We start from the raw sequence: 24,291 nt of genomic DNA on the forward strand, positions 1-24,291 counted from the left end.
TTCAATTCTACAACTGTAGAGTAAAAATTTAACATTTGGGTCTGGTTTAATCTTGGACTTGCGTTAAGGATTGCAGTGGAAATCCTTTTTCTTGATAAAGAAAAAGATTGCAACGGAAAGCCTGACCTCGTTGCTTTTGGGGATTTCTTTTAAATAAAAATGTTGTGCAACAAGGTAACGCCCAAAAAAAATCCGCTCACTTACTAGAAGGAACGGATTTTCTTTGTGACTTTGTGTCTTTGCGAGAAATATTACTTACTCAACTCCACAAAATATTTATAAAATAACGGTATCGTTTCAATGCCTTTTAAGTAATTAAATACTCCGAAATGTTCGTTAGGTGAGTGAATTGCGTCAGAATCTAGACCAAATCCCATCAAGATAGTTTTTGATTTTAGCTCTTTTTCAAACAAAGCCACAATAGGAATACTTCCACCGGAACGCACTGGTATTGCCTGCACTCCGAAGGTTTCAGTGTACGCTTTATTAGCTGCTTTGTAACCAATGCTGTCAATTGGCGTTACATAACCTTGTCCGCCGTGGTGTGGTGTTACTTTTACTTTTACCGCTTTTGGCGCAATACTTTCAAAGTGGTTTTTAAACAATTCGGTAATTTCTTCCCAGTCTTGGTTGGGCACCAAACGCATTGAAATTTTAGCATAAGCTTTACTGGCGATAACGGTTTTCGCGCCTTCACCGGTGTAGCCACCCCAAATTCCGTTCACGTCTAAGGTTGGGCGAATGGAGTTTCTTTCATTAGTTACATAACCGGTTTCACCATAAATATCGGCGATATCTAAGGCTTGTTTGTATTTGTCTAAAGAGAATGGTGCTTTCGCCATTTCTGCTCTTTCGGCTGCGGAAAGTTCTTCGACTTTGTCATAAAATCCCGGAATCGTAATGTGGTTGTTTTCATCATGAAGCGAAGCAATCATTTTGGTCAACACATTAATAGGATTGGCCACAGCGCCGCCATATAATCCTGAGTGTAAATCTCTGTTTGGTCCGGTAACTTCTACTTCTACATAACTCAAACCACGCAAACCGGTTGTGATACTCGGTTGTTGATTGGAAATCATTCCGGTATCGGAAATCAAAATCACGTCGCAACTTAGTTTTTCTTGGTTTCTTTCAACGAACCAGCCTAAACTTTTGGAACCCACTTCTTCTTCGCCTTCAATCATAAACTTCACGTTACAAGGCAATGAATTACTTTGAATCATATATTCAAAAGCTTTTACGTGCATGTACATTTGACCTTTGTCATCACAAGCGCCTCGGGCGAAAATAGCGCCTTCAGGATGAATTTCGGTAGTTTTGATTACGGGTTCAAATGGTGGCGATGTCCATAAGTCAATCGGATCCGGCGGCTGTACGTCGTAATGACCGTAAACCAAAACCGTTGGTAAATTCTTGTCGATAATATGTTCACCAAAAACGATTGGATAACCAGGCGTTTCGCAAATTTCTACAAAGGTACAACCGGCTTTTTCCAAGCTGGTTTTTACCGCATCGGCGGTGTTGATTACGTCTTGGGCATAAGCGCTGTCGGCACTTACTGATGGGATTTTTAGGAGTTCAATTAACTCGTTTATAAAACGTTCTTTGTTTTGTTGAACGTAATTTTTTATGTTGTCCATGGGATTAAATTTGTTGTGCTTCAAAAGTACAAAATTGACTGTTATTTTTTTTAATAATTTTCCTTTGAAAGTTTGAAGTTATGATTATATTTGCACTCACCATTTTGCGGGTATGGCGAAATTGGTAGACGTGCCAGACTTAGGATCTGGTGCCGCAAGGCGTGTAGGTTCGAGTCCTATTACCCGCACAGAAAGTCCGAAATGAAAGTTTCGGACTTTTTTTGTTACATAGGACGAGAAGTTTATCCCGATTCATCTGGAAGTCCTATTACCCGCACAGAAAGCTCTAACGAAAGTTAGGGCTTTTTTTTATTGGCAGCAATTGGTTAATAATATGTTTACAGTTTATTGTTTTTGAGTGTTTTAAATTTTGAAAATTCGATTATTTTTACACCATCAATATTAATTTGAGGTAAAAATCTTTTATTCTAATGAAAGGGAAAAAGCTTATGATAACTGTGGTACTGGGAATTTTTGGATTTGTTTTATTAGCACTGTCGGGGTATTTGCTATATAGAAATAGTTCCAATTCCATTTCGACTGAAAAACAGAAGCAATTAGACGAAGCCATCAAACAAATTGAGGTTTTAAATGCCGAAATTGTTGAAAAGGATAAAATTGTAGATGAAGCCGAGCAAAAAATAAAAACCCTAAGATTTGATACTTTTGCTTTAACCGCCGGTCAAAATATTCCTATCATAGAAATTGTGGATAACGATTTAAGTGAAGGCGCACCAACAGAAGAAGGCAATAAAAAGGTCCATAAATTAATGTACCATCACCAAATCAAATTTTCCTTAGTCAATGCGGGTAAAAGTGCTTTGAAAGATGTAATTTTTTCTATTAAGGATGATTACAACAAAGGCAAAGAGAAAAAGAAAATGGCAAAGGCCGTTGCGAGTGTTGATTATTTAGGCAAAAAAGTGAATGACGCAGAAATGGGTGAATATGAAAACATAGAAGTCAATACGCTTAATTTGAAATCAAAAAAATTACTTTACACTAGTAATCTACCAAGTAGTTTTGGCATCGGAGATTATGAATATCATTTGGTGGTTGAATGGAGCCAAGGCTTTTACCAAATGTTTATCAAGATTGAAGAAATCGACGGAAAATTAAAATATACTTATGAGTTTTTTGACGTAAACGGCAACACGATTGATTTCAATAACCTCGAGAATAGTATTAGTAATTAATAAAAAAGCCGCTCAATCGAGCGGCTTTTTTATTAAAGCTCCGGCGCGCCTGCTGGCTCCTTTACTAAAAATGTTCACTGAACATTTTCTTTACGCTTGGCCCTATTTCCCAGTGGCAATCCAGTTGTTGATTTTCTTTTCGAGCAATGCTAAGGGCAGACTTCCAGATTCTAGTACTTTTTGATGAAAAACTTTGATGTCGAATTTGTCGTTCATCTTTTCCTCTGCTTTTTTACGCAATTCCAAAATTTTCAATTGCCCAATTTTATAAGACAAAGCTTGTCCGGGAATCGCCATGTAGCGTTCTATTTCAGCGATGATGCTGGCTTCGCTTTCGGCTTCATTGTCCAACGAATATTGAATGGCCTGCTCACGTGTCCATCCTTTGCTGTGTATTCCGGTATCAACTACTAATCGAATGGCGCGGTGCATTTCGTTTCCTAACATGCCAAAATATTGGTACGGATCTTTGTATAAACCCAATTCTTTTCCAAGGCTTTCGGTATATAATGCCCAACCTTCCCCATAAGCACCAAACCAGTTGAACTTTCTGAAATCAGGGAGCAATTGGTTTTCTTGTTGCAATGAAATTTGGAAATGATGTCCCGGAATGGCTTCGTGTAAAAACAAATCTTCATCCCCATAATAATTGTAATTGGCTACATCCGGAATCGGAACGTAAAATGTGCCCGGTCTGCTGCCATCAGCCGCACCTTGTGAATATTCGGCACTGGCGGTTTTTTCTCTAAAGGCTTCTGTTCTTTTGATTCGGAAAGCAGTTTTCGGCTGTAAAGAGAAAAATTTGTTCACATTAGGCTCAATGATTTTGTGTACTCTTTCAAAATTAGCAATTACTTCTTCCGGTGTTTTGAAAGGTTTTAATTCGGGTTTGTTTCTCACATGCTCAAAGAATTCTATAATTGTGCCTTTGAAACCTACTTGGGCTTTCACGTTTTCCATTTCGGCTTTGATGCGTGCTACTTCTTTTAAACCTAATTCGTGAATTTCTTCCGGTGTTTTAGTATTAGTGGTCCATTGTTTTACATAGGCTTTATACAAGTCATTTCCGCCTTTCAAACTACCGATGCCACTTGTAGTTCGGCAAGCCGGAACGTAGTCAGATTTCATAAAAGCAATAAGCTTTTGAAATTGTGGGGTAAGTTTGGTGTTAATTAAATCGGCGTAAGCCTCAGAAAATTGGTCTTTTTGCTCTTGAGTAAAATCGGCCGGGAATTTTTTGCAACTCGAGTAGAATAAATTGTCTTCCACATTAGGAGTAATTACGTCCTGGAATTGTGGGATTATTTTTTCCGCTAAAGCTTTTGGTAAGACTACTTTTTCTTGAATCCCTTTTTTCATGTACACCATTGCTGAGTCAAGCCAAACCGTGTAGGCATCCATTCTTTTTAGAAAGTTTTGATAGTCTTTTTCGGTTTTGAATGGTTGGGCGCTTTCGGCACTGGCGAATTGTCCCATTGTCAAATGCGTTCCCCAAAACTGATGAATTGGGGTTAAATTGGCATTTTGCTTTAGTAAATCTTTTCCAACGGAAACTTCCCAAGCGATGATATCAAAACTGTTTTTTTCTTCTTCTGACAAGGAAGTTGTATCAACACTTGCCAGTTCTTGTTCGTATTTAGCGTAAAACTCAGCTTGTTTTTTTCGGTGGGAATCGGTCATTTCAAAAACTAATTGGTCATTGAATTGATTTTGTCCGTTTTGAGTTGCTTCTAAAGGGTTTAAAGCATTTTTATACTCAAAATAGGTTTTGGTTATGGCATTGATATCGCCCGTTTTTTCTTCAGATTTGCAGTTTACAAAAAGTAGTGACGTTAAAATCATGGTTGAAAATAAATATAAGTTTCTCATGTTTAATGGTTTAGTTGAGGTAAAGCTATTGGTTTTTAGTGAATGGTTTTGTTAACAGAATGATAAATTATCCGTGATAGACGCGAGATGCGATGATTCGGTTTTCTTTGATTTCTAAAACTTCTGCGACTAACATATTGTCTTCGTTTTCAACGGTTCGAATGTATTCCATAAAAACGCGGTCCGAATTGGAAGTCAGTGAAGTTACTCTATAGTGTAATGTCGGCAATCGGTCAAAAGCATCCTGCCACCAAGAGCGCAAAGCGACTTTTCCTGTTACCAAACCATTGGTTTCCGGATGGCGAATTTTTAGTTTTGGGCTAAAGTGTTCGGCTTCGTCATCGTATAAAGACAATAACTTTTCGAGGTTGTGGGCATTGAAGGCTTCAAACCAAAGATGGGCAATCGAGAGATTTTTTTCTGCTGACATAATTTTTAAATAAAAAATCCCAAGTGAATGGGATTTTTGTTATTGTAAATATAGACTATTTTTAAACGTTTTTCAAATTGATAATTTCCTGTTCGGTCAGGAATCGCCAATTGCCACGCGGTAAGTTCTTTTTGGTCAAACCGGCGAAAGCGACACGGTCGATTTTTAAGACATCGTATTTGAAGCTTTCAAAAATGGCGCGAACTACTTTTACGTTGGGCGTTCTCAATTTCAAACCGATTTCTGTTTTAGCTTCGCCTTCGATATAAGAGATTTCGTCTACGTATAGTTTGTGTCCGTCAAGCGTTACGCCGTTGGAAATCTTTTCTAAATCTTCAAACTTTAAATTTTTGTCTAAAGAAACTTGGTAGATTTTAGCTGATTTTTGATTCGGCAAACTGAATTTTCTAACCATATCGGTGTCGTTGGTGAAAATCAACAGTCCCGTTGTGTTTTTATCCATTCTTCCAATCGGTTGGATTTTGGCGTTGGTGGCACCGCGAACCAATTCCATTACATTTCTGTAATCGTCGTTGTCTTCGTTGGAAGTCGTAAAATTTTTCGGTTTGTTAAGCAAAATATATTCTTTGCGTTCCGGGGTTAAAGTGGCGCCGTCGAAGTTGACTACATCGCCCGGTTTTACTTTGTAACCCATTTCGGTGATTACGATATTGTTCACTTTCACATTCCCGGATTGGATGTAAATATCGGCATCACGACGGGAGCAAACTCCTGAATTGGAAATGTATTTATTCAAACGAATGTCATCCGATTTTAAAGGTTTCGGGACATTATTTACAGGTTTTGCTACTTTTTTTGGAGTGGCATCACTAGTGGTTGGTTTTACTTTTTTCGGGCCTTGCGCTCTTTTTTGCATGGCTGGTTTAGGCTTATTAGAGCTTGGTCGCGAACTGTTCGGACGAGAACCACCTCTTTTGTTATTGCCTTCATTCTTGTTCATAAATTCTGTAATTTAGTGCAAAGATACATATTTCAATGGCTTATACCGCCGATTAAAGTACTATGGTTTGTTTTTAGCCCCGATTGAAGAGAAAATCCTCGAAGAGATTGCAACGAAAAGCGGGAACAAGGTTTAGCAATGGCACTGACCATTCGCTCCTAATGAACAATCGTTTCCACTATTTTCTTGCCGTGAATTAAGACCGACGGATTGATGAGTACGATACAAAATACACCCGAAACCACCAGGAATTTCAAAATATTGTGCAGTTTTAAATAATCGGGTTTAGTGTTGGATTTCCACAGTTTTTGCAGGAAGAAAATCAGGATAATCATGCTGACATAGAAGTAGATGTCCATGTAGCCGACTTCGAACACTTCGACCAAATAATAGATGGGAATGATGGTGGAAACCGTTAACAACGTGATGATTTTTTTGGAAAATGCTTCGCCGAAAAGTACCGGAATAGTTTGATAATCGTTGGCAATATCGCCTTTGATGTTTTCTAGATCTTTGATCATTTCGCGGATGAGAATGAGTAAAAATAGAAAGGTTGCGTGGGCAAATATCTGCGGATAAAGATTTTTATAATACAAAAGAATGGCGAAGAAAGGCAAAACGGCTAGGAATGACGCGGTTAAATTGCCTACGATAGTGATTTTTTTGAGTTTGTGGGAATAGAACCAAATTAGGAAAATGTAAACGGAAAAGAATAGAACCGCTCTAAAAGAAACTAAGAAAGCCAGCAAGAAAACGATGAAATTGACGGTAAAGTAAACTTGGAGTTTGGTTTTTTGGCTGACCAATCGGTCGAGTTGGGATTTGTTGGGGCGATTGATTAAATCTTTTTTGCTGTCGTAAAAATTGTTGATGATATAGCCTGAAGCAATGGTTAATCCGGAAACCAAAACAATGATAAACAAGTTGAAATCGAGTAGAACATCGAGTGCTCTTTTTTCGGGAGCCAAAATGAATATGGCCGATAAATATTGAGCTAAGGCAATAACGGGAATATTATAGCCACGAACCACCGAAAACATGCTGATGATTTTCAGTAAAGTGTGTTTGGTTTTTCGGCTTAACATTTTGACAAAATTAGAATTGGTAAACCACTTCCAATTTGTAATCTTTTAGAGAATTTTTTGCCTTTTCTAAATCTTCGGTAAAGCCAAGAATATAACCACCACCGCCTGAACCGCAAAGTTTTAGGTAGTAATCATTGGTGTCGATGCCTTGTTGCCAAACGCCGTGAAAGGCTTCAGGAATCATGGGTTTGAAGTTGTTCAAGACTACTTTAGACAATTGTTTGGTATTGGCAAACAAAGATTTCATATCGCCGCCGAGGAAATTTTCCACACAAGCGTCGGTGTATTTGATGAATTGCGATTTCAGCATTTTTCGGAAGCCTTCTTCTTTTAGGTTTTCCATAAAGATATTTACCATTGGAGCGGTTTCGCCTACGATTCCTGAGTCTAACAGAAACACAGCGCCTTTTCCTGTTGCGCTTTGTGACGGAATGCCGGTCGCTTCGATATTGTCTTTAGAATTAATTAGAATAGGAATGCTCAAATAGCTATTTAAAGGATCAAGACCAGAACTTTTCCCATGGAAGAAAGACTCCATTTGAGAAAAAATGGTTTTGAGTTGCAATAATTTTTCGCGTGTTAAGTTTTCTAAAACCGTGATTTTGTCGTTGGCGTATTTGTCGTAAATCGCTGCCACCAAAGCACCACTACTACCAACACCGTATCCTTGCGGAATGCTAGAATCGAAGTACATACCACGCTCTACATCGGTTTTTAGAACGTCTAAGTTGAAAGTCACTAATTCGGGTTGGTCTTTTTGGAGTTGCTCCAAATAGGTGGCAAAGCGACGTAAACTCGCATTAGATTTGATGGCTTCTTCGGATGGATTTTCGTCCACTTTCAAAGCGCCGTTGTAAAAGTTGTAAGGAATGGATAATCCTTTAGAATCCTTTATAATTCCGTATTCTCCGAAGAGAAGAATCTTTGAGTAAAATAATGGTCCTTTCATATTTTAATTGATAATTAACAATGGATGATTGATAATTATTTTGTTTTAGAAGTATTGATGATACTAGTCAGTAACTTTAATAATTCTATTATTTTTGGTTTTATATTTTCAAACTCAATTTTAGTTAGATAATTTGTTTCAAATAATAAATCTATCCAATATTCAGTTTCATTTGCTTCTTTAAGCGAAATAGATAACTTATTTATAAAATCAGCTTTGCTTTGAGCGTGTTCAGCCTCTCTTATATTAGCACCAATTGATGTTCCGGAGCGTAGCAGTTGTTTTGATAAAACAAACTCTTTTCTTTCAACTAAAATTTTATAAAGAGAAACAACTTCTATCGCAAAAGAAAAATGACTTTTCCTTGATAACGTTTTTCTTCTCCATATTTTAATTTTGCATTATCAATTATCAATTATCAATTATCAATTGACTTCCAACTCCAATTGCATCACAAATATAGTTACCATTTTGACAATAGCCAACTAATTCTGTAGTAATAAATTGCATCGCTTGAACTCTAACGTTTTCGGGATACAAAACATGCACATTGGCACCGGCATCGAGGGTAAAACATATAGGAATATTCGTTTCGTTTCTGAATTTCCAAATCTTATTGATGATTTCCAACGTATTGGGTTTCATTAGGATAAAATAAGGAATTGAGGTCATCATCATTGAATGCAGCGTTAAGGCTTCGCTTTCGACAATTTTGATGAACTCGGTTAAATCACCGCTTTCTAAAACTTTTTTGATCGCCGATAAATTTTGATGTGCTTGCGCGAATCTTTGTTCGGCAAAAAGATGATTGTGCATTAAATCGTGTCCGACTGTGCTCGAAACTTGCTTTTCGCCTTTGTCAACTAACAGAATGGTGTCTTGGTAATTTTTGAAATTGTCGTGAATCTTGGTTGTAAATTCTACTCCGAATAAATCAGAACTGCCTTCAATTTCAGTATGATTTCCCCAAACTACAACACTTCCTTTTACACTTCGGCAAGCGCTTCCAGAACCTAATCTTGCTAAAAAAGACGCTTTTTGGTTGAAGAAGTTTTCGGTCATTTCCAGGTTCAAAGCTTTTTCCAAACTCATAATATTCATTGCCAAAGCTGCCATTCCTGAAGCGGAAGAGGCAATACCTGAACTGTGCGGGAAAGTGTTTTCGGTATCGATGGTGAAATGATAGTCTTTTAAGTAAGGACAATAAACCTCAATTCGCTCTAGGAACTTTTGGATTTTCGGCTTGAAATCTTCTTTGGCTTGGCCTTCGAACAGCAAATCGAAGGAGAAATTACTATCGTTTTCTTTTTTGGTGAAAGCCAATTTAGTTATCGTTTTACAATTGTTCAAAGTAAAACTAATGGAAGGATTGGCCGGAATTTGGTTTTCTTTTTTGCCCCAATATTTTACTAAAGCGATATTGCTGGGTGCGCTCCATTGAAAACTCCCGTTTTCGATTTGCGTTGAAAATGGTTTAGAGATAAAATCCTTTTCGGAAAGCATAGATTAGAAATTTAGACAAAGATACATTTTTTATAAAAAGAACATTATTTTGTTTAGTATATTTGAATAATATTTAAACAAAAATACTATGCAAAAGATTTTAAGAATAGTGCTCGTTGTGGCCACGTGTTTGGTTATAGGTTATTTGTCGGGAATGGTTACCCGTGAAAGTATTACGACTTGGTATCCGACATTGGTCAAGCCTGTTTTTAATCCGCCGAATTGGATTTTTGCTCCGGTTTGGACCATGCTTTATATTATGATGGGTGTTGCCGGAGGTATGATTTGGAATCGAATTGACACTGATGAAGCCAATGTCAAAAAGGCTTTTACCTTTTTTATGTACCAATTAGGGTTAAATGCGCTTTGGTCTTATTTGTTCTTTGGATTGCACAATCCGTTATTGGCTTTGATTGAAATCATTTTGCTTTGGTTAGTGATATTTGAAACCTACAATCAGTTTAAGAAAATTGACAAAGTAGCCGGAATGTTGTTTATTCCGTATTTGGCTTGGGTCAGTTTTGCCACGGTTCTCAATGCGAGTATTTGGTGGTTAAATAAGTAATTTGTATTTAATGCAAGCTAATCACTTTAGCGATTTTCCATTGGTCATTCACTTTTTTCCAAAAAATGGTAAACCGACTGATTTTTTTGGGTTCATTAGGCGGATTAGTGTTGTTGCTAAAAGAATGTAATCCAATTTCAATCGCGCCATAATCTTTTATCGGATAGACTTCAATACTACCCGGAATGAGAGTTCGCGTCACTTTACCGCAAATGTTTTTTTTAGTTCCTTCGAGGATGTCTTTTTTCGAATTGGATAAACCGCCTTGGTCGTGATAAAATTCAATGTCATCCGAATAGAAATCGGCATACGTCTCAAATTTGGTGTCGCAATTATTGTAAGCATCAAAAAACGTACTGTCTTGTTTTACAATTGTTTTGTACAACTCAGGATTATCCGGCGTGTAGTTTTTCGTCAGTTGGAAGTCGTTTGGTTTTGAAGTTCTGCAACTAATGAATGAAATCATTACTGTGATTAAGGCCAAAAAAGAAATGATTTTTTTCATGATGTTGTAATTGAATTCGCTACGATAAAACCACTCGTCCAGGCGTTTTGAAAGTTAAATCCGCCCGTAATCGCATCGATGTTAACAATTTCACCCGCAAAAAATAAGTTTTCATGCAACTTGCTTTCCATCGTTTTGAAATTGATTTCTCTTAAGTCGACGCCACCCGCGGTAACAAACTCTTCCTTAAAAGTACTTTTGCCATTCACCTGAAATTGACCGCTGGTGAGTTGGTTGGTCAAATTCGTCAATTGTACTTTAGTCAAATCGGCCCATTTGGTTTCATCCGAAATACTGGAAGCCAAAACCAAACTTTCCCAAAGGCGGTTCGGAAAGTCAAAAGGTGATTTTTTACTCACGATTTTCTTCGCGTGTTCTTGTTTGAGTTCTTTCAAACTTTCCATCGCTTCGTCAAAAGTGACGTCGTTGAGCCAATTGATTTCGATTACAAATTGGTATTTTTTCTCCGCCAAAATAATCGCACCCCAAGCCGAAAGTCTCAAAATTCCCGGTCCGCTCATTCCCCAATGCGTAATCAATAATGGTCCGGAAGCTTCCAGTTTTGTGCCTTTGACTTTGACATGAGCGAAAGCCGAAACACCCATCAAATCTTTAATGCGAGCGTCTTTGATGTTAAAAGTAAATAGCGAAGGAACAGGAGGAATAATCGTGTGATTCATATTTTCGAGCAGTTCCCAAATCTTAGGATTGCTGCCCGTGGTCATGACTAATTTTTGACATGAATAAGTCTCGTGGTTGGTTTCTACTTTCCAGTAATTGTCGCCATGAAAAAGCGATTGCACACTTTGACCGGTTAGGATATCAATTTTTAATTTCTGGGTCAAGCCAAAAAAACAGTCGATGATGGTTTGCGAGGAATCCGAAGTGGGAAACATTCGGCCATCGTCTTCGATTTTGAGTTCGACGCCGTGTTTTTCAAACCATTCAATCGTATCGCCCGAGCAAAATTGGTGAAACGGACCGCGCAATTCTTTTTCGCCACGCGGATAAAATTTGACCAAATCATTCGGCACAAAACAAGCATGCGTTACATTACAACGTCCGCCGCCTGAAATGCGCACTTTTTCCAAAACAGTTTTGCCGCGTTCTAAAATGACGACTTTGAGTTTGGGATTGTTTTCTACGATGTTGATGGCTGTAAAAAAACCTGCCGCACCGCCGCCAACAATTATAATGTCATAGTTTGAGTTCATAGTCTTTCCGGAAAATCAGTAATGATACCGTCAACGTTTAACGATGTCACAAAGGTAATATCTTCCGGCTCATTTATCGTCCATGGAAAAATTTTAAAGTGCTTTTCCTTTATCTTTTGGACATTTTCAGCGGTTAACAAATGATAATAAGGATGAATGGAATACGCTTTGATAAATTTGGCGAAAGCCAGCGCCAAGTCTAAATCGGTCTCTGTTAAAACGCCAATGCGAATGTCATTATCATGAAAACGAACTTCCTGCAAGGCATTCCAATCGAAACTCGAAATCAGAATTTTGTTTTTATCGAATATGTTTTTGGACATCAAATCCAAAATACTTTGCGTCGCCGAAAACGTTTTGATTTCTACATTAATGTCGCATCGATTTTGGATCAAATTGAAAACGTCTCTTAAAGTCGGAATCCCTAACTTTTGCAACTCTTTAGCGGAATAATCCTTAACTGACCCAACATTTGAAGTAGTTCGGTCAATGGTTTCATCGTGAATCACCATCGGTACTTTGTCCAAACTCAACTGTATATCGAGTTCAATCATGTCAACGCCCAAGTCGATTGCCTTTTGGAATGAAGCCAAAGTGTTTTCGGCTGCATGACCTTTCGCACCGCGATGACCTATTTTGAGCATGGCTATAGTTTTTCCAGTAAAACTAAGGTAAAATTGGTGTCCAAAGTCACTTTGCCATTTTCAACCACATAAGACACATTAGAATAAGCATCTCTGACTTTAGCACCATTCGCAAAAATAGTTCCGACAGCGATTTCTTTTGGTCCTTTTGGCAAATCTAAGCCAACAACTATTTGGTCATTGAAACTACCTTGCTTGTAAGTTCTACTGAAGACATATGGCGATTGCGAAATCAATTGGTGAACTCCGGCACCAACCGCAGGATGATTTTTTCTAAACGTACCCAAAAGTTGATAGTGCATCAACAACTGGTTTTTGATTCTATCCATTTTCAAATCGTCCCAATTCATAAATGAACGCAACGTGGCATCGCCTTGAGCGCCTTCAATTTCTAGTGAACGAGCAAGTTCGTCTCCGTAATACACTTGTGAAATTCCGGGTGACAATAACAATTTGGTTCCGGCTTCGAAAATCTTTTCTCGTTTTTTGTCAAAAGGATAACCGTCGTCATGAGACGTAACGTAGTTCATCACCGTGTTTCCTTTTAAGTCATTTTGCAAGATGTTGGCATATTTGGAGAACAACTCTTCGTAGTTCATTTTGGCTTCGTTTCTAAAGTCGAAATTGATTAATCCGGTGAAACCGTTGGCGTAATAATCGACTTTTTTATCTCCGAAATCATATTGTCTTTTGGCACCGATATTATAACCGTAAACTTCTCCCACGGTAAAGAAACCATTGTTATCTAACACTTTTGAAGGGTTAGTTTTCTTGAAATCGCCGAAAGCTTGGTCACAAACTTTTTTGAAATCGGCCCAAACGTCTTCGGTGGTGTGTTTGGCGGTATCGACTCTATAACCGTCAATTCCATAATCAGTGATATAATCCGAAAGCCATTTCATAATGTAATATTTCGGCGCACGAGGATAACCGGTTTTTTTGAAAAAAGCATCCAATTCGGCTACTTCTTGGTCGTAGCGACCTTCTTTTTTCCATTTTTCGGCTAACATTGGCGGTAAAGCCACGTTTGCATTGCTTTCAGTTTTTACATCGGGAAGATTTTCTACCAGCGTACAATTGATATAAGTGTCGTAAGATTGGTAAGTACATTTTGGCGACGTTCGAACCCAATCGCTCGGATAAACCGGGTCTAATTCGGTTACCGGACCGGTATGATTGATTACGGCGTCCAACATGATGCGAATGCCTTTGGCGTGAGCTTTTTCGACTAATTCTTTTAAGTCTTCTTTAGTGCCGTAACTTGGGTCAACTGCAGTCCAATCTTTGGTCCAATACCCATGAAAACCATAAGTGTTTCCTGTTCCTTCATCGACAGAGCCATGAATTTGTTCCACTACCGGTGTCATCCAAATGGCGTTGATGCCGAGATTGGTAAAATAACCCTCCTCTAGTTTTTGAATTACGCCTCGAATATCACCGCCTTCAAATCCGCGTAAAACTCCGGTGGGTTTGTTTCGATTGATAATTTTATCGTTATCGGGATTACCGTTTTGGAACCTATCAATTAAAAGAAAATAGACATTGGCACTTTCCCAAACAAAAGGCGTTTGGGTAGAAGTTGGTTGTGTTTTTACCGTTTCTTTGGTACAATTACAACCGAACAATAGGAGCGAAGCGGATAGGGTTAGCAATATATTTTTCATATTTTTTAATATTCAATTTTAATTTCTGGCGTAGTGCCTTTTTTCCATTCAATAGGAACTAATAAAGGTTCGTTAAAGGTTTTGAAAACCATTTCTTGACCGTTGACAAAAATGCGTTTGGCTTTAATATTGTGAATCAATACCGAAATGTTTTTATCACTGGTCGTGTAGTTTTTTCCAACGGTTGAAGTTAGTTTTATAACCAATTCTTTGCCATTGTTATTGCTATTGAAATTGAGTATTTCAAATTGTCCTTTTTCAAAAGCTTGTGGCGTTTCCCCGTTGTCGTTGTATAATTTTCCGGTAGAAGTTTTCACCGTTTCGTCAAAATAGAAATGCAAATTGAAGTTTTCTAACGAATATTTAGAAGTGTTTGGAATGGTTTCAATCATTGGGACAAAAGCACCGCCACGAACGAATGTTGGGATAGATATTTCTTCCACTTTTACGGTTTCAGTGGAACCCGCATTGTATTTTTTCCCTGAATAAAAATCAAACCAGTTACTGCTTTTCGGAAAATAAACTTCGGTTGAGGTTACTCCCGATTTGGTGATTGGTTTTACCAAAAACGCATTACCCCAAAGGTAACTTTCCTTTTCGTTCAATAATTTTTCATTCGTTGGTTCTTCGAAGAATAACGGACGCATTAACGGTGTTCCTTTTTGGTTGTTTTCGAAAGCCAAAGTGTAATTGTAAGGCATCAATTGGTAACGCAATTCCACTGCTTTCTTGGCTTTAGCTTTAGTGTGTACATCTTTATAGGTCACTTCCGAAGCCACGTCTTCCTGCGCATGCGGACGGAAAATCGGGTTGAAAACGCCGTATTGCAACCAACGCAAATACAATTCGTTGTCGAAATAATCTCCGGCAAATCCGCCAAGGTCAGAGTGCATATAGGCCATACCTTGCATTCCCATTTGCATCGCGATTTCCATTTGGGATTGCAATCCGCCCCAACTTCTGGACACATCGCCGCTCCAAGGCATCATCCCAAAACGTTGCGAACCCGAATAACCGGCGCGCATCAGGATAAATGGACGTTGGTTTGGAAAATCTCTTTTATAACCGTCGGCTATTAATTTGGCCCAATTATGCCCGTAAATATTATGCACTTCATCCGCTGTTCCGGCTGCCGTCATGGCTTTGGATGGAAAGACTTCGGGTTCTCCCAAATCACCCCACATACCGCCAACACCTTGGTTGATTAAGCGTTTGTAAACGTTCCAAAACCATTGGTTGCCTTCGGGTTTGAAGATGTCTACTACGCTAGTATTTCCGAAATAAAAATCCCAAGTCGCCGGTTTTCCGGTTTTGTCGGTGACCAATATTTTTTTATCGACGGCTTCCTGCCATTTGGATGAGGTGGTTAAGATAAACGGTTCAGTAATCAGTATGGTTTTGACACCTTTCGCATTCAAATCGGCTATCATTTTCTCGGGATTCGGGAATTGGTCTTTGTCCCATTCGAGATTGCCCATCGTGCCTTGAACGGTTTTGCCAAACCAATACAAGTCGAGGATAATCGCGTCCACGGGAATTCCGTCAGCATTAAATCGATTGATGGTTTTTTCAACTTGCTCTTGGTTGTGATAGCCAAATCGGCTCGAAAAGTTACCAAAAGTCCAGCGTGCCGGCATCGGTTGTTTTCCGGTCAAATCCGTATAATTGGCTACTAAATCTTCCCAAGTATCTCCCACAATTACCTGATAGGTTTTTCTGCCCGAAATGGTTTCGTATTCTAATGTATTGTTCTTTTTACTGTCTAAATCTAAATGACCAATCGCAGCGTTGTCGAAATGCACAGCGTACAATTTTGAGGACAACACCAGCGGAATACAAAAGTTCATCAACTCGGCTCGGGTTTCATAACCATAATGGGCTCGGTTGTACAAAGCCAAGCGATTCCCACGACGGTTCATTCCTAAAGCTCGTGCGCCACCGCCGAATAAAACTTCGGAATTGTCTAAGTTGAACTGTAAAACTTCGGTGCTGTCTTTTTTGATGTAGCCGTTTTTCTCGGACAGTAAAACCTTGCCTTTGTTGGAATAGGTAATTCTGAATGGTGATTTATTGATGACTACTGTAATGTCTTTTGTGGAAAGCGAAATGAAACCGGTTGCTTTTGTTATCGATGTTTTAACCTTTTCGGGTGTTTTGATTACCGCATGTGAATTCGGATTAAATAATTCTCCATCCGGAACAAATGATGTTTCAATTATTTTATCGGAATAAGGTTTTATGCGATAAGTTCCGTCACTGGTTTTTATTTCCAACAGGTTGTTTTTCCAGCTGTGGGAAAGGTAATTTCTATTCGCGTTTTGGGCGAATGTTAGAGAAGAGACAAGTAATAAAAAGAGTATTTTCTTCATGCGATTATTTTAATTCCAGTACCAAAACTGATTTTCCTTCGATACTAATATCATTTTTCAAATCAAAAGAAGCGTCGCTTAAAACGTCTTTTCCCGATTTGTAATTTTTTAGATTTTCTTGAAACGTGTTGGATTTGAACGTTTGTTTTTCTTCGTTATTGTTAACTACAACCATTATACTTTCTTTCTCGTTGTAGCGGAAATAAACATAAACGTTATTTTCGGGAATGTAGTGCGTAGTTTTTCCGTTGTGGATTACCGTTTTACTTTTTCGCCAATTGAATAGTTTAGCGGTAAAGTCGAAGAATTTATTTTGTTCTTCGGTTCTTCCGGTTTTGGTAAACGCATTGTTGGTGTCGCCATTCCAGCCACCCGGAAAATCTCTACGGATATCACCGTCGCCTTTGCCTTTATCTCCTGCCATTCCAATTTCGGAACCGTAATAAACTTGAGGAATACCGCGAACAGTGGCAATAATTGTCATTGCCATTTGGTATTTCTTGAAGTCGTTTTTATACACTTCATTGAGGCGATTGGTGTCGTGGTTTTCGGCGAAGAGCAAAATTTTATTGACGTCCGGATATAAAAAGTCATTGGTAAAACTATCGTACAATTTGGTTACGCCTTCATTCCAATTGCCTTTATTTTCATTAAAAACACCACCGCCTAAAATGCCTTGTAACATAAAATCCATCACACTCGGCAGATTGGAATTGTAACTTTGAATGGCGGCAACTTTACTGTCTTTTTGCCAATAGGCAATTTGGGCATGAGTGTACAACCAAGCTTCTCCTACGATATTAAAATTCGGATATTCATCGGTGATGGCTTTGGTCCAAGTAGCAATGCCTTGTTTGTCTGCATAAGAATAAGTATCTACGCGGAAACCATCTAAATCGGCATATTCTATCCACCAAATGGCATTTTGAATCAAATAATTCAACACCAATGGATTGTTCTGATTTAAATCAGGCATTGATTTGACGAACCAGCCGTCCATACAATTTTTGGTGTCGATTGCTGAAGCATTGGGATCGAATTGGGTAGTCATTTTGTAGTTGGTTTGTTTGAATCCCGGAAATTGGTTTAGCCAATCGTAAGTCGGTAAATCATTCATCATCCAATGTTTGTAACCCCAATGGTTGGTCACATAATCCATGATATTTTTCATGCCGCGTTTGTGCAATTCGGCACTCATGCGTACGTAATCTTCATTGGTTCCGAAACGCGCATCAATTTTATACACGTCGGATTGGCCGTAAGTGTGATACGAACCTCTTTCGTCATTGTCTTCGCAAAGCGGTGTTGGCCAAACGGCAGTAGCACCTAATTCTTTGATGTAGTCTAAGTTTTTGATGATGCCTTCGATATCGCCACCGTGTCTTCCGTTGTCTTTGGTTCGGTCGGCTTTTTCGGTTAAAGCATCATTGTTGTCGTTGTTTGGATTGCCATTGGCGAATCGGTCCGACATGATTAAATACATCATATCCGAGCTGTCAAAGCTTTTGCGAAAGCGGGAGTTTTCTCTTCTTGATTTGAGCGAATAGGTTTGGGTAAATGACTTTTTACCGTTTTTAAACGTGAAAACAAAATCCTGGGCAGGGATGTTTTTGGTTTCAATGGTTACGAAAAGATAATTCGGGTTTTCGGTTTTTTGAATGCCTTTGATGATAATGCCATTGGAAACAGTGACTTCGTTTTGGGCAATATTTTTACCGTAGAACATAATTTGTACATCGGAATGTGTCATGTCATTCCACCAAAACGGTGGCTCGACTTTGTCAATTTGGGCGAAAGCCGAAATAGAAATCAATAAAGCGAAGAGCAGTTTTTTCATTTGATTATAAATAAAAAACCCTCTCAGCATGGTGTCCGAAAGGGTTTTGATTGTTTGAATTATACGGTTACCAAGCTGTTTGGCTCAACTAAAACTTCTTTTCCATTTACAAAAACTGAAATCGCTGTTTCGCCTTCTAAAGTAAAGTTGGTTTCATTTTGGTGAACAGCAACTTTTAGGATTTGGTTTCTGAAATTGATTTTGAAGGAATAGCCATTCCAGTCTTTCGGAATTCTTGGTTCGAAATGCAAAGTGTCATTTTTCACTCTCATTCCACCAAAACCTTCTACGATACTCATCCAAGTTCCGGCCATGGAGGTGATGTGTAGACCTTCTTCGACTTCTTTGTTGTAATCATCTAAGTCCAAACGTGACGTTCTTAAATAGAAAGTATACGCTTGTTCCATTCGGCCCAAATTAGCGGCTTGAATCGAGTGAACACATGGTGATAATGAACTTTCGTGAACAGTAAACGGTTCGTAAAAATCGAAATGTTTCTCCAATTGTTCTCTGGTAAAATGATCTTCGAAGAAGTAAAAACCTTGCAATGTATCAGCCTGTTTGATATAAGGCGAACGCAGGATTCTGTCCCATGACCATTTTTGGTTTATTGGTCGTTGTGATTTGTCTAAATCGTGTACTTTGACCAATTCTTTGTCTAAGAAACCGTCTTGTTGTAAATACACATCGTGTTCTTCAGAATAAGGGAAATACATGTGGTCTGCCACTTTTTTCCAATGAAGGATTTCAGTTGGTTCCAATTTCACTTTGCTCATGATTCTTACAAAATCAGAAGCATATTCTTGTTTTACTTTTTCGATTTGCTCGATGGTATAATCGATACACCATTTGGCAATATAATTCGTGTAGAAATTATTATTGACGTTGTTTTCGTATTCATTCGGACCGGTTACGCCCAAAATCACGTACTGATTTCTATAAGTAGAGAAAGTCGCTCTTTGGTGCCAAAAACGGGCTATTCCGATTAATACTTCCAACCCTTTTTCAGGAATATAACTGTAATCTCCGGTGAATCGGTAATAGTTGAAAACCGCGAAGGCAATCGCACCGTTTCGGTGAATTTCTTCGAACGTGATTTCCCATTCATTGTGACATTCTTCACCGTTCATGGTTACCATAGGATATAATGCTGCGCCGTTTTTGAAACCTAATTTTTCGGCATTTTCGATGGCTTTGTCCAATTGGTTGTAACGATACGCCAAAAGGTTTCGCGCTACTTGTTGGTCTTTAGTGGCCATGTAAAAAGGAATACAATACGCTTCGGTGTCCCAATAAGTGGAACCGCCGTATTTTTCTCCGGTAAATCCTTTCGGACCGATATTTAAGCGAGAATCTTTGCCTAAATACGTTTGGTTCAATTGGAAAATATTGAAACGAATTCCTTGTTGGGCTTTTACATCACCATCAATAGTAATATCACTCATTTCCCAGATTTTGGCCCAGGCATCGATTTGGTTTTGCAATAAAGTATCATAGCCTAAAGCCAATCCTTGTTGGATAACTTTTTGCGCAGCCGGAATCAATTCGGCAGCAGCATGATTCATGGAAACGGTGTAACCACCCAATTTTTGGAACGCTACGTTTTGGCCTTTTGAAACCAATTGCTCGTAGGTGAAAACCACTTTATCTGAAGTAGTGTCTACGAAAGTTGGTTCGGCATTTTGATTTTCGTTATTGATAAAGATGCTATTGTGCATGTAAGTTGCTACTTCAAAATGCGTTTTGAAAGTACGCGCTACCACAAAAGCTTCGTTATTTTTATGTTGGGTTTCCAAGGGTTCCCAAAATTTTTCTTCCCAGTTGGCGTCTTCGTTGTGTACTCCGGCGTCTAAATAAGGTTTGAAAACTATAGTGGCATCATTGTTTTTCGGCGTGATTTCGTATTTGATTACGCCCAATTCATCTAAATCCAAAGACAAGAATCTTCTAACGTTAACATCGATTTCGATTCCTTTGTTCAAAGTGGCTGAGAAAGAGCGATTGTACCAACCTTCTTTCATGTTCAATTCTCGTCTGAAGTTGGTTAATTTGCAAGCCGCAATATCTAGCGTTTCGCCATTGATTTCGATTAAGATTCCAATCCAAACCGGTGCGTTTAATACTTTGGCGAAATATTCCGGGTAGCCGTTTTTCCACCAGCCCACTTTGGTTTTGTCCGGGTAATAAATCCCGGCGATATAACTTCCTTGGAAAGTATTTCCTGAATAGAATTCTTCAAAGTTGGCTCGTTGACCCATAGCACCGTTTCCGATGCTGAATAAACTTTCCGAGGATTTTACTCTTTCTAAATCAAATCCTTCTTCAATAATTGACCAGTTGTCCGGTTTTATATAATCTTGGTTCATTGTAATTTTTTTATTGTCCTTTTATCATTCAATTTTAGTCGAGGAGCGCTTCTATAAAAGAAAAATCCATAAACGTAAAATCTTTAAAATTGTATTTTGCTTCGTGTAATATTTCGGCATCACCAATACCGACGCTTATCATGTTGGCAACGTTGGCGGCTTGAATTCCGGCAACACTGTCTTCAAAAACGATACAGTTCTTGTTATTGGCTTTTACCAGTTTTGCGGCTCTTAGAAAAACTTCCGGATCGGGTTTGGCATTGGCTACATCATTACCATCAACGATGGCGTCAAAGAAGTGCAAAATTCCGGTCTTTTCTAAAATAGGTCGGGCATTTTTACTGGCCGAACCTAAGGCAATCAGTTGTTTTTTTTCTTTAATAAATTGAAGAACGTTGATTACTCCCGGTAATAATTCGCTTTCGTCCATATCTACCAAATAGGATAAATACTCTTCGTTTTTTTGGATTAGCCACTTGTTTTTGTCTTCTTGAGAAGCTTTGACATTGCCCAGTGCTAAAATAATGTCAAGAGAACGAACGCGGCTAACGCCTTTTAATTCTTCGTTGTGTTCCGGGGTAAATTCGATTCCTAGTTCCTGAGCTAACTTTTGCCACGCCAAAAAATGGTATTTGGCTGTGTCAACGATTACTCCGTCAAGGTCGAAAATGAATGCTTTTTTACTCATTAATATCAATCTTTTTGTTTGTCGATACGGTCAGGGTTAATAAACCTGCCAATATCATAGAGATTCCGCCAATTATTAGGGCATAAATGGGTTCGTCATTAAAAAATGTGTTGACCAAGAAGCCTAAAATGGTTCCGGCCACAATTTGCGGGATTACAATAAAGAAGTTGAAAACTCCCATATAATATCCCATTTTGCTTGAAGGTAAAGAACCCGAAAGCATAGCATAAGGAATGGATAAGATACTTGCCCAAGCAATACCAACTCCAACCATGGCTAATAATAAACCAACTTTGTCCGACAAAAAATAAACAGAAATCAATCCTAATCCTCCGGCAATTAAAGCCAGCATATGAGTGAATTTGTTGCTTGTTCTTTTGGCTAAAACAGGTAATAAGAAAGCGACCGCAGCAGCCACACCATTGTAAACAGTAAACATCACAGAAACCCAGTCGGCAGCGTCATTGTAAACTTTTGAGGTGGTGTCATTGGTTCCAAAAACATGGCCGGTAACGGCTTTGGTAGTATAAATCCACATGGCAAATAAAGCAAACCACGAGAAAAATTGTACCCAAGCCAATTGTTTCATGGTTTTTGGCATGTTTAATAAATCAGTAATGATAATGGTAAAACCGTTGCGGACTTTGTTTTTTCTAAGTAGGGAAACCAAAGCGAATAAAACACCTGCGACAAGAATTCCGATAGAAAGAATGTATAATTCTTTGTGGCTGTTTTCACTTTTGGCATTCATGTCATGAACGAAATAAGACAATATCAATCCGATAACGGATAAAACCACACCGATGTTAAATTGTCTTTTTTCTGTACAACTTGTCTCAGTATCTTTTTCATTTGTTTTTTGCGCTTCTTTTTTGGCGTTTTCGAAAGCCTCTAATTCTTCAGGAGAATATTCCTTGGATTTCATAACAGTCCATAAAACCGCTAAAAAGAAAACAATTCCGCCTACATAAAAGGACCATTTTACTGACGGTGGGACAATTCCCTCCGGTGCAGTATTTTCGATATCAAACCAATTGGTAAAAACGTAAGGCAAGGCCGAACCAACAACTGCACCAAGTCCGATAAAGAAACTTTGCATGGCAAAACCCAGTGTGCGTTGTTTCTCGGATAGATTATCTCCTACAAAAGCTCTGAAAGGTTCCATCGAAATGTTGATAGAAGAATCCATAATCCACAAAGTTCCAATGGCAATCCAAAGGGTTGGTGAATTGGGCATAAAAATCAGTGCGATGGAGGATAAAATGGCACCAGCCAGAAAATAAGGTCTTCTTCTGCCTAATCGAGTCCAAGTTCTATCTGAAAAATAGCCAACAATTGGTTGGATGATTAAACCGGTTAAAGGAGCAGCAAGCCAATAAAGTCCTATTTTATCAACTTCGGCGCCTAAGGTGTCAAAAATTCTTGAAGTGTTCGCGTTTTGCAGGGCAAAACCAAATTGTATCCCTAAGAAACCGAAACTCATGTTCCAGATTTCCCAGAAACCTAACTTACGCTTTTCCATTATCGTAATGTATTGATTTATAAAACGATAAGCGCTTTGCTTATCAAAACTTTAATCTATTTTCGAAGTAAAGTACAAGCTTTGATAATTATGGTAAAGATAATAAAGAATTTATATTGTGATGATTCTCTTTAAAAAAAATGACATTGACAAGTTACGCAAACGTTTTTTGTTGATAAAAATCCTTTTATTTCGTGGATTCTCTTTCGACCAATTCGGTTTCGATAACCTCGGTTTTATATTGTTCTTCGTCCTCTTCTTCTGCTTCTAGTCTTTCTATCAGCATTTTGGCGGCTTTGCCACCCATTTTTACGCCGTTTTGACTAACAGTAGTAATGCTTGGAGAAGAATATTTCGAAATAATTCCGTCTGTAAATCCGATGATAGAGATGTCTTCCGGGACTTTTTTGCCCAATTTATTGGCTTCTTTTATGGCGGTTACGGCGAATAATTCGTTTACGGCAAAAACGGCATCAATTTCATTGTTAGCCAAAAGATTGGCTATACTTTCTTCAAAGTTTTCTGTGTCTTCGATTTTGAGAATGAGATTTTCCTCTATTTTTAAATCATTGTTTTTTAGCGCTTTGATGTAGCCTTCAGTTCTTAATTTTCCAACACTGACATAATCTACGGTTGAAATAAGGCCGATTTTTTTAAACCCTTTATCAATTAAGTATTGAGTGGCGTTGAAAGCAGCCAAGTTGTCGTCAATGATTACCTTGTCGCAAAGAATTTCATTGGTTACACGGTCAAACATTACAACCGGCATTCCTTGATTGATTACTTCAACGATATGGTGAAAATCTTTCTTTTGTTGGGTTTCTTTTGATAGCGACATGATAAAGCCATCTATGCTGCCATTGGCCAACATTTCCATGTTAATTACCTCTTTATCAAATGATTCGTCAGAAAGGCAGACTAAAACATTATAACCGTTTTCATTGGCAACATTTTCGACGCCACTGATTACGGTGGCAAAAAAGTGATGAATAATTTCAGGAATAATTATACAAATGGTCTTAGTTTTTTTGTTTTTTAAACTTAGCGCAATATTATTGGGTTTGTAGTTGTATAATTTGGCAAATGCCTGAACTTTTTGACGGGTGTCTTCGCTGATTTCTAAACTGTTTCTAAGGGATTTGGAGACAGTTGAAATGGATACGTCCAGCTCTCTGGCAATTTGTTTGAGCGTTACTTTTCTTTTCATGAGATAAATACTGATTTCTGAATAAAGATATACGTTATTTTTTATTCTGTCAATTTTAACCTTAAAATAATGAAATA

20 protein-coding genes and 1 tRNA gene are annotated in these 24,291 nt (G+C 38.3%); 3 read left to right on the forward strand and 18 right to left on the reverse strand.

Going from position 1 to position 24,291, the window contains the following annotated elements; genetic code table 11:
- Positions 1-251: 251 nt before the first annotated feature.
- Positions 252-1,640 carry a dipeptidase gene (locus ICG50_RS03310; RefSeq protein ID WP_187659475.1) on the reverse strand — a complete coding sequence of 463 codons (1,389 nt, stop codon included), beginning with the start codon at positions 1,638-1,640 and terminating at the stop codon, positions 252-254.
- A 106-nt stretch (positions 1,641-1,746) separates the two neighbouring features.
- Between ICG50_RS03310 and ICG50_RS03315 the strand changes: the two genes are divergently transcribed.
- Positions 1,747-1,828 (forward strand) — tRNA-Leu (locus tag ICG50_RS03315).
- 243 nt (positions 1,829-2,071) lie between these two features.
- Entirely contained in the window at positions 2,072-2,836 is a 765-nt protein-coding gene (locus ICG50_RS03320) for a hypothetical protein (protein WP_187659476.1), read from the forward strand.
- A gap of 102 nt (positions 2,837-2,938) precedes the next feature.
- Here the strand turns inward: ICG50_RS03320 and ICG50_RS03325 are convergent, their stop codons facing one another.
- From ICG50_RS03325 to ICG50_RS03355, 7 genes are all read right to left on the reverse strand, one after another.
- Positions 2,939-4,705: a DUF885 domain-containing protein gene (locus ICG50_RS03325; RefSeq protein WP_187659477.1), complete on the reverse strand. Its 1,767-nt coding sequence runs from the start codon at positions 4,703-4,705 to the stop codon at positions 2,939-2,941.
- Positions 4,706-4,772: 67 nt separating this feature from the next.
- Positions 4,773-5,135 carry a nuclear transport factor 2 family protein gene (locus ICG50_RS03330; protein WP_187659478.1) on the reverse strand — a complete coding sequence of 121 codons (363 nt, stop codon included), beginning with the start codon at positions 5,133-5,135 and terminating at the stop codon, positions 4,773-4,775.
- 61 nt (positions 5,136-5,196) lie between these two features.
- On the reverse strand, positions 5,197-6,096 hold the full coding sequence (locus tag ICG50_RS03335; protein ID WP_187659479.1) for a pseudouridine synthase: 900 nt from the start codon (positions 6,094-6,096) through the stop codon (positions 5,197-5,199).
- A gap of 158 nt (positions 6,097-6,254) precedes the next feature.
- A complete protein-coding gene (locus ICG50_RS03340) occupies positions 6,255-7,181 on the reverse strand; it encodes a geranylgeranylglycerol-phosphate geranylgeranyltransferase (RefSeq protein WP_187659480.1) in 927 nt (308 codons plus the stop codon).
- A 10-nt stretch (positions 7,182-7,191) separates the two neighbouring features.
- Positions 7,192-8,130: a mevalonate kinase family protein gene (locus ICG50_RS03345; protein WP_187659481.1), complete on the reverse strand. Its 939-nt coding sequence runs from the start codon at positions 8,128-8,130 to the stop codon at positions 7,192-7,194.
- Between the two features lie 35 nt (positions 8,131-8,165).
- On the reverse strand, positions 8,166-8,525 hold the full coding sequence (locus ICG50_RS03350; RefSeq protein ID WP_341431807.1) for a four helix bundle protein: 360 nt from the start codon (positions 8,523-8,525) through the stop codon (positions 8,166-8,168).
- 16 nt (positions 8,526-8,541) lie between these two features.
- Positions 8,542-9,633, reverse strand: coding sequence for a diphosphomevalonate decarboxylase (locus ICG50_RS03355; RefSeq protein ID WP_187659482.1), 1,092 nt, complete (start codon positions 9,631-9,633; stop codon positions 8,542-8,544).
- Positions 9,634-9,721: 88 nt separating this feature from the next.
- Here ICG50_RS03355 and ICG50_RS03360 point away from each other — a divergent pair, with 88 nt between their 5' ends.
- Positions 9,722-10,198, forward strand: coding sequence for a TspO/MBR family protein (locus ICG50_RS03360; RefSeq protein ID WP_187659483.1), 477 nt, complete (start codon positions 9,722-9,724; stop codon positions 10,196-10,198).
- A gap of 7 nt (positions 10,199-10,205) precedes the next feature.
- Here the strand turns inward: ICG50_RS03360 and ICG50_RS03365 are convergent, their stop codons facing one another.
- The 10 genes from ICG50_RS03365 to ICG50_RS03410 form a co-directional block, all read right to left on the reverse strand.
- A complete protein-coding gene (locus ICG50_RS03365; RefSeq protein WP_187659484.1) occupies positions 10,206-10,703 on the reverse strand; it encodes a nuclear transport factor 2 family protein in 498 nt (165 codons plus the stop codon).
- Positions 10,700-11,917, reverse strand: a complete 1,218-nt coding sequence (locus ICG50_RS03370; protein WP_187659485.1) for a BaiN/RdsA family NAD(P)/FAD-dependent oxidoreductase — start codon at positions 11,915-11,917, stop codon at positions 10,700-10,702. The genes ICG50_RS03365 and ICG50_RS03370 overlap by 4 nt, the downstream gene beginning before the upstream one ends.
- Positions 11,914-12,561, reverse strand: coding sequence for a glycerophosphodiester phosphodiesterase (locus ICG50_RS03375; RefSeq protein WP_187659486.1), 648 nt, complete (start codon positions 12,559-12,561; stop codon positions 11,914-11,916). The genes ICG50_RS03370 and ICG50_RS03375 overlap by 4 nt, the downstream gene beginning before the upstream one ends.
- A gap of 2 nt (positions 12,562-12,563) precedes the next feature.
- Complete coding sequence (locus ICG50_RS03380) at positions 12,564-14,225, reverse strand: alpha-amylase family glycosyl hydrolase (RefSeq protein WP_187659487.1); 1,662 nt, start codon at positions 14,223-14,225, stop codon at positions 12,564-12,566.
- A gap of 5 nt (positions 14,226-14,230) precedes the next feature.
- Positions 14,231-16,594 (reverse strand): glycoside hydrolase family 31 protein, encoded by a 2,364-nt coding sequence (locus ICG50_RS03385; RefSeq protein WP_187659488.1) that lies wholly within the window; start codon positions 16,592-16,594, stop codon positions 14,231-14,233.
- Positions 16,595-16,598: 4 nt separating this feature from the next.
- Entirely contained in the window at positions 16,599-18,431 is a 1,833-nt protein-coding gene (locus tag ICG50_RS03390; RefSeq protein WP_187659489.1) for a glycoside hydrolase family 13 protein, read from the reverse strand.
- A 59-nt stretch (positions 18,432-18,490) separates the two neighbouring features.
- Complete coding sequence (locus ICG50_RS03395) at positions 18,491-20,797, reverse strand: glycoside hydrolase family 65 protein (RefSeq protein WP_187659490.1); 2,307 nt, start codon at positions 20,795-20,797, stop codon at positions 18,491-18,493.
- A 34-nt stretch (positions 20,798-20,831) separates the two neighbouring features.
- Complete coding sequence (pgmB, locus tag ICG50_RS03400; RefSeq protein ID WP_187659491.1) at positions 20,832-21,485, reverse strand: beta-phosphoglucomutase; 654 nt, start codon at positions 21,483-21,485, stop codon at positions 20,832-20,834.
- Positions 21,478-23,007, reverse strand: a complete 1,530-nt coding sequence (locus tag ICG50_RS03405; RefSeq protein WP_187659492.1) for an MFS transporter — start codon at positions 23,005-23,007, stop codon at positions 21,478-21,480. The genes pgmB and ICG50_RS03405 overlap by 8 nt, the downstream gene beginning before the upstream one ends.
- Before the next feature lie 187 nt (positions 23,008-23,194).
- Positions 23,195-24,214: a LacI family DNA-binding transcriptional regulator gene (locus ICG50_RS03410; RefSeq protein ID WP_187659493.1), complete on the reverse strand. Its 1,020-nt coding sequence runs from the start codon at positions 24,212-24,214 to the stop codon at positions 23,195-23,197.
- Positions 24,215-24,291 lie beyond the last annotated feature (77 nt).

Origin of the sequence: Flavobacterium buctense (assembly GCF_014486695.1) — a bacterium.
Classification (GTDB): Bacteria; Bacteroidota; Bacteroidia; order Flavobacteriales; family Flavobacteriaceae; genus Flavobacterium; species Flavobacterium buctense.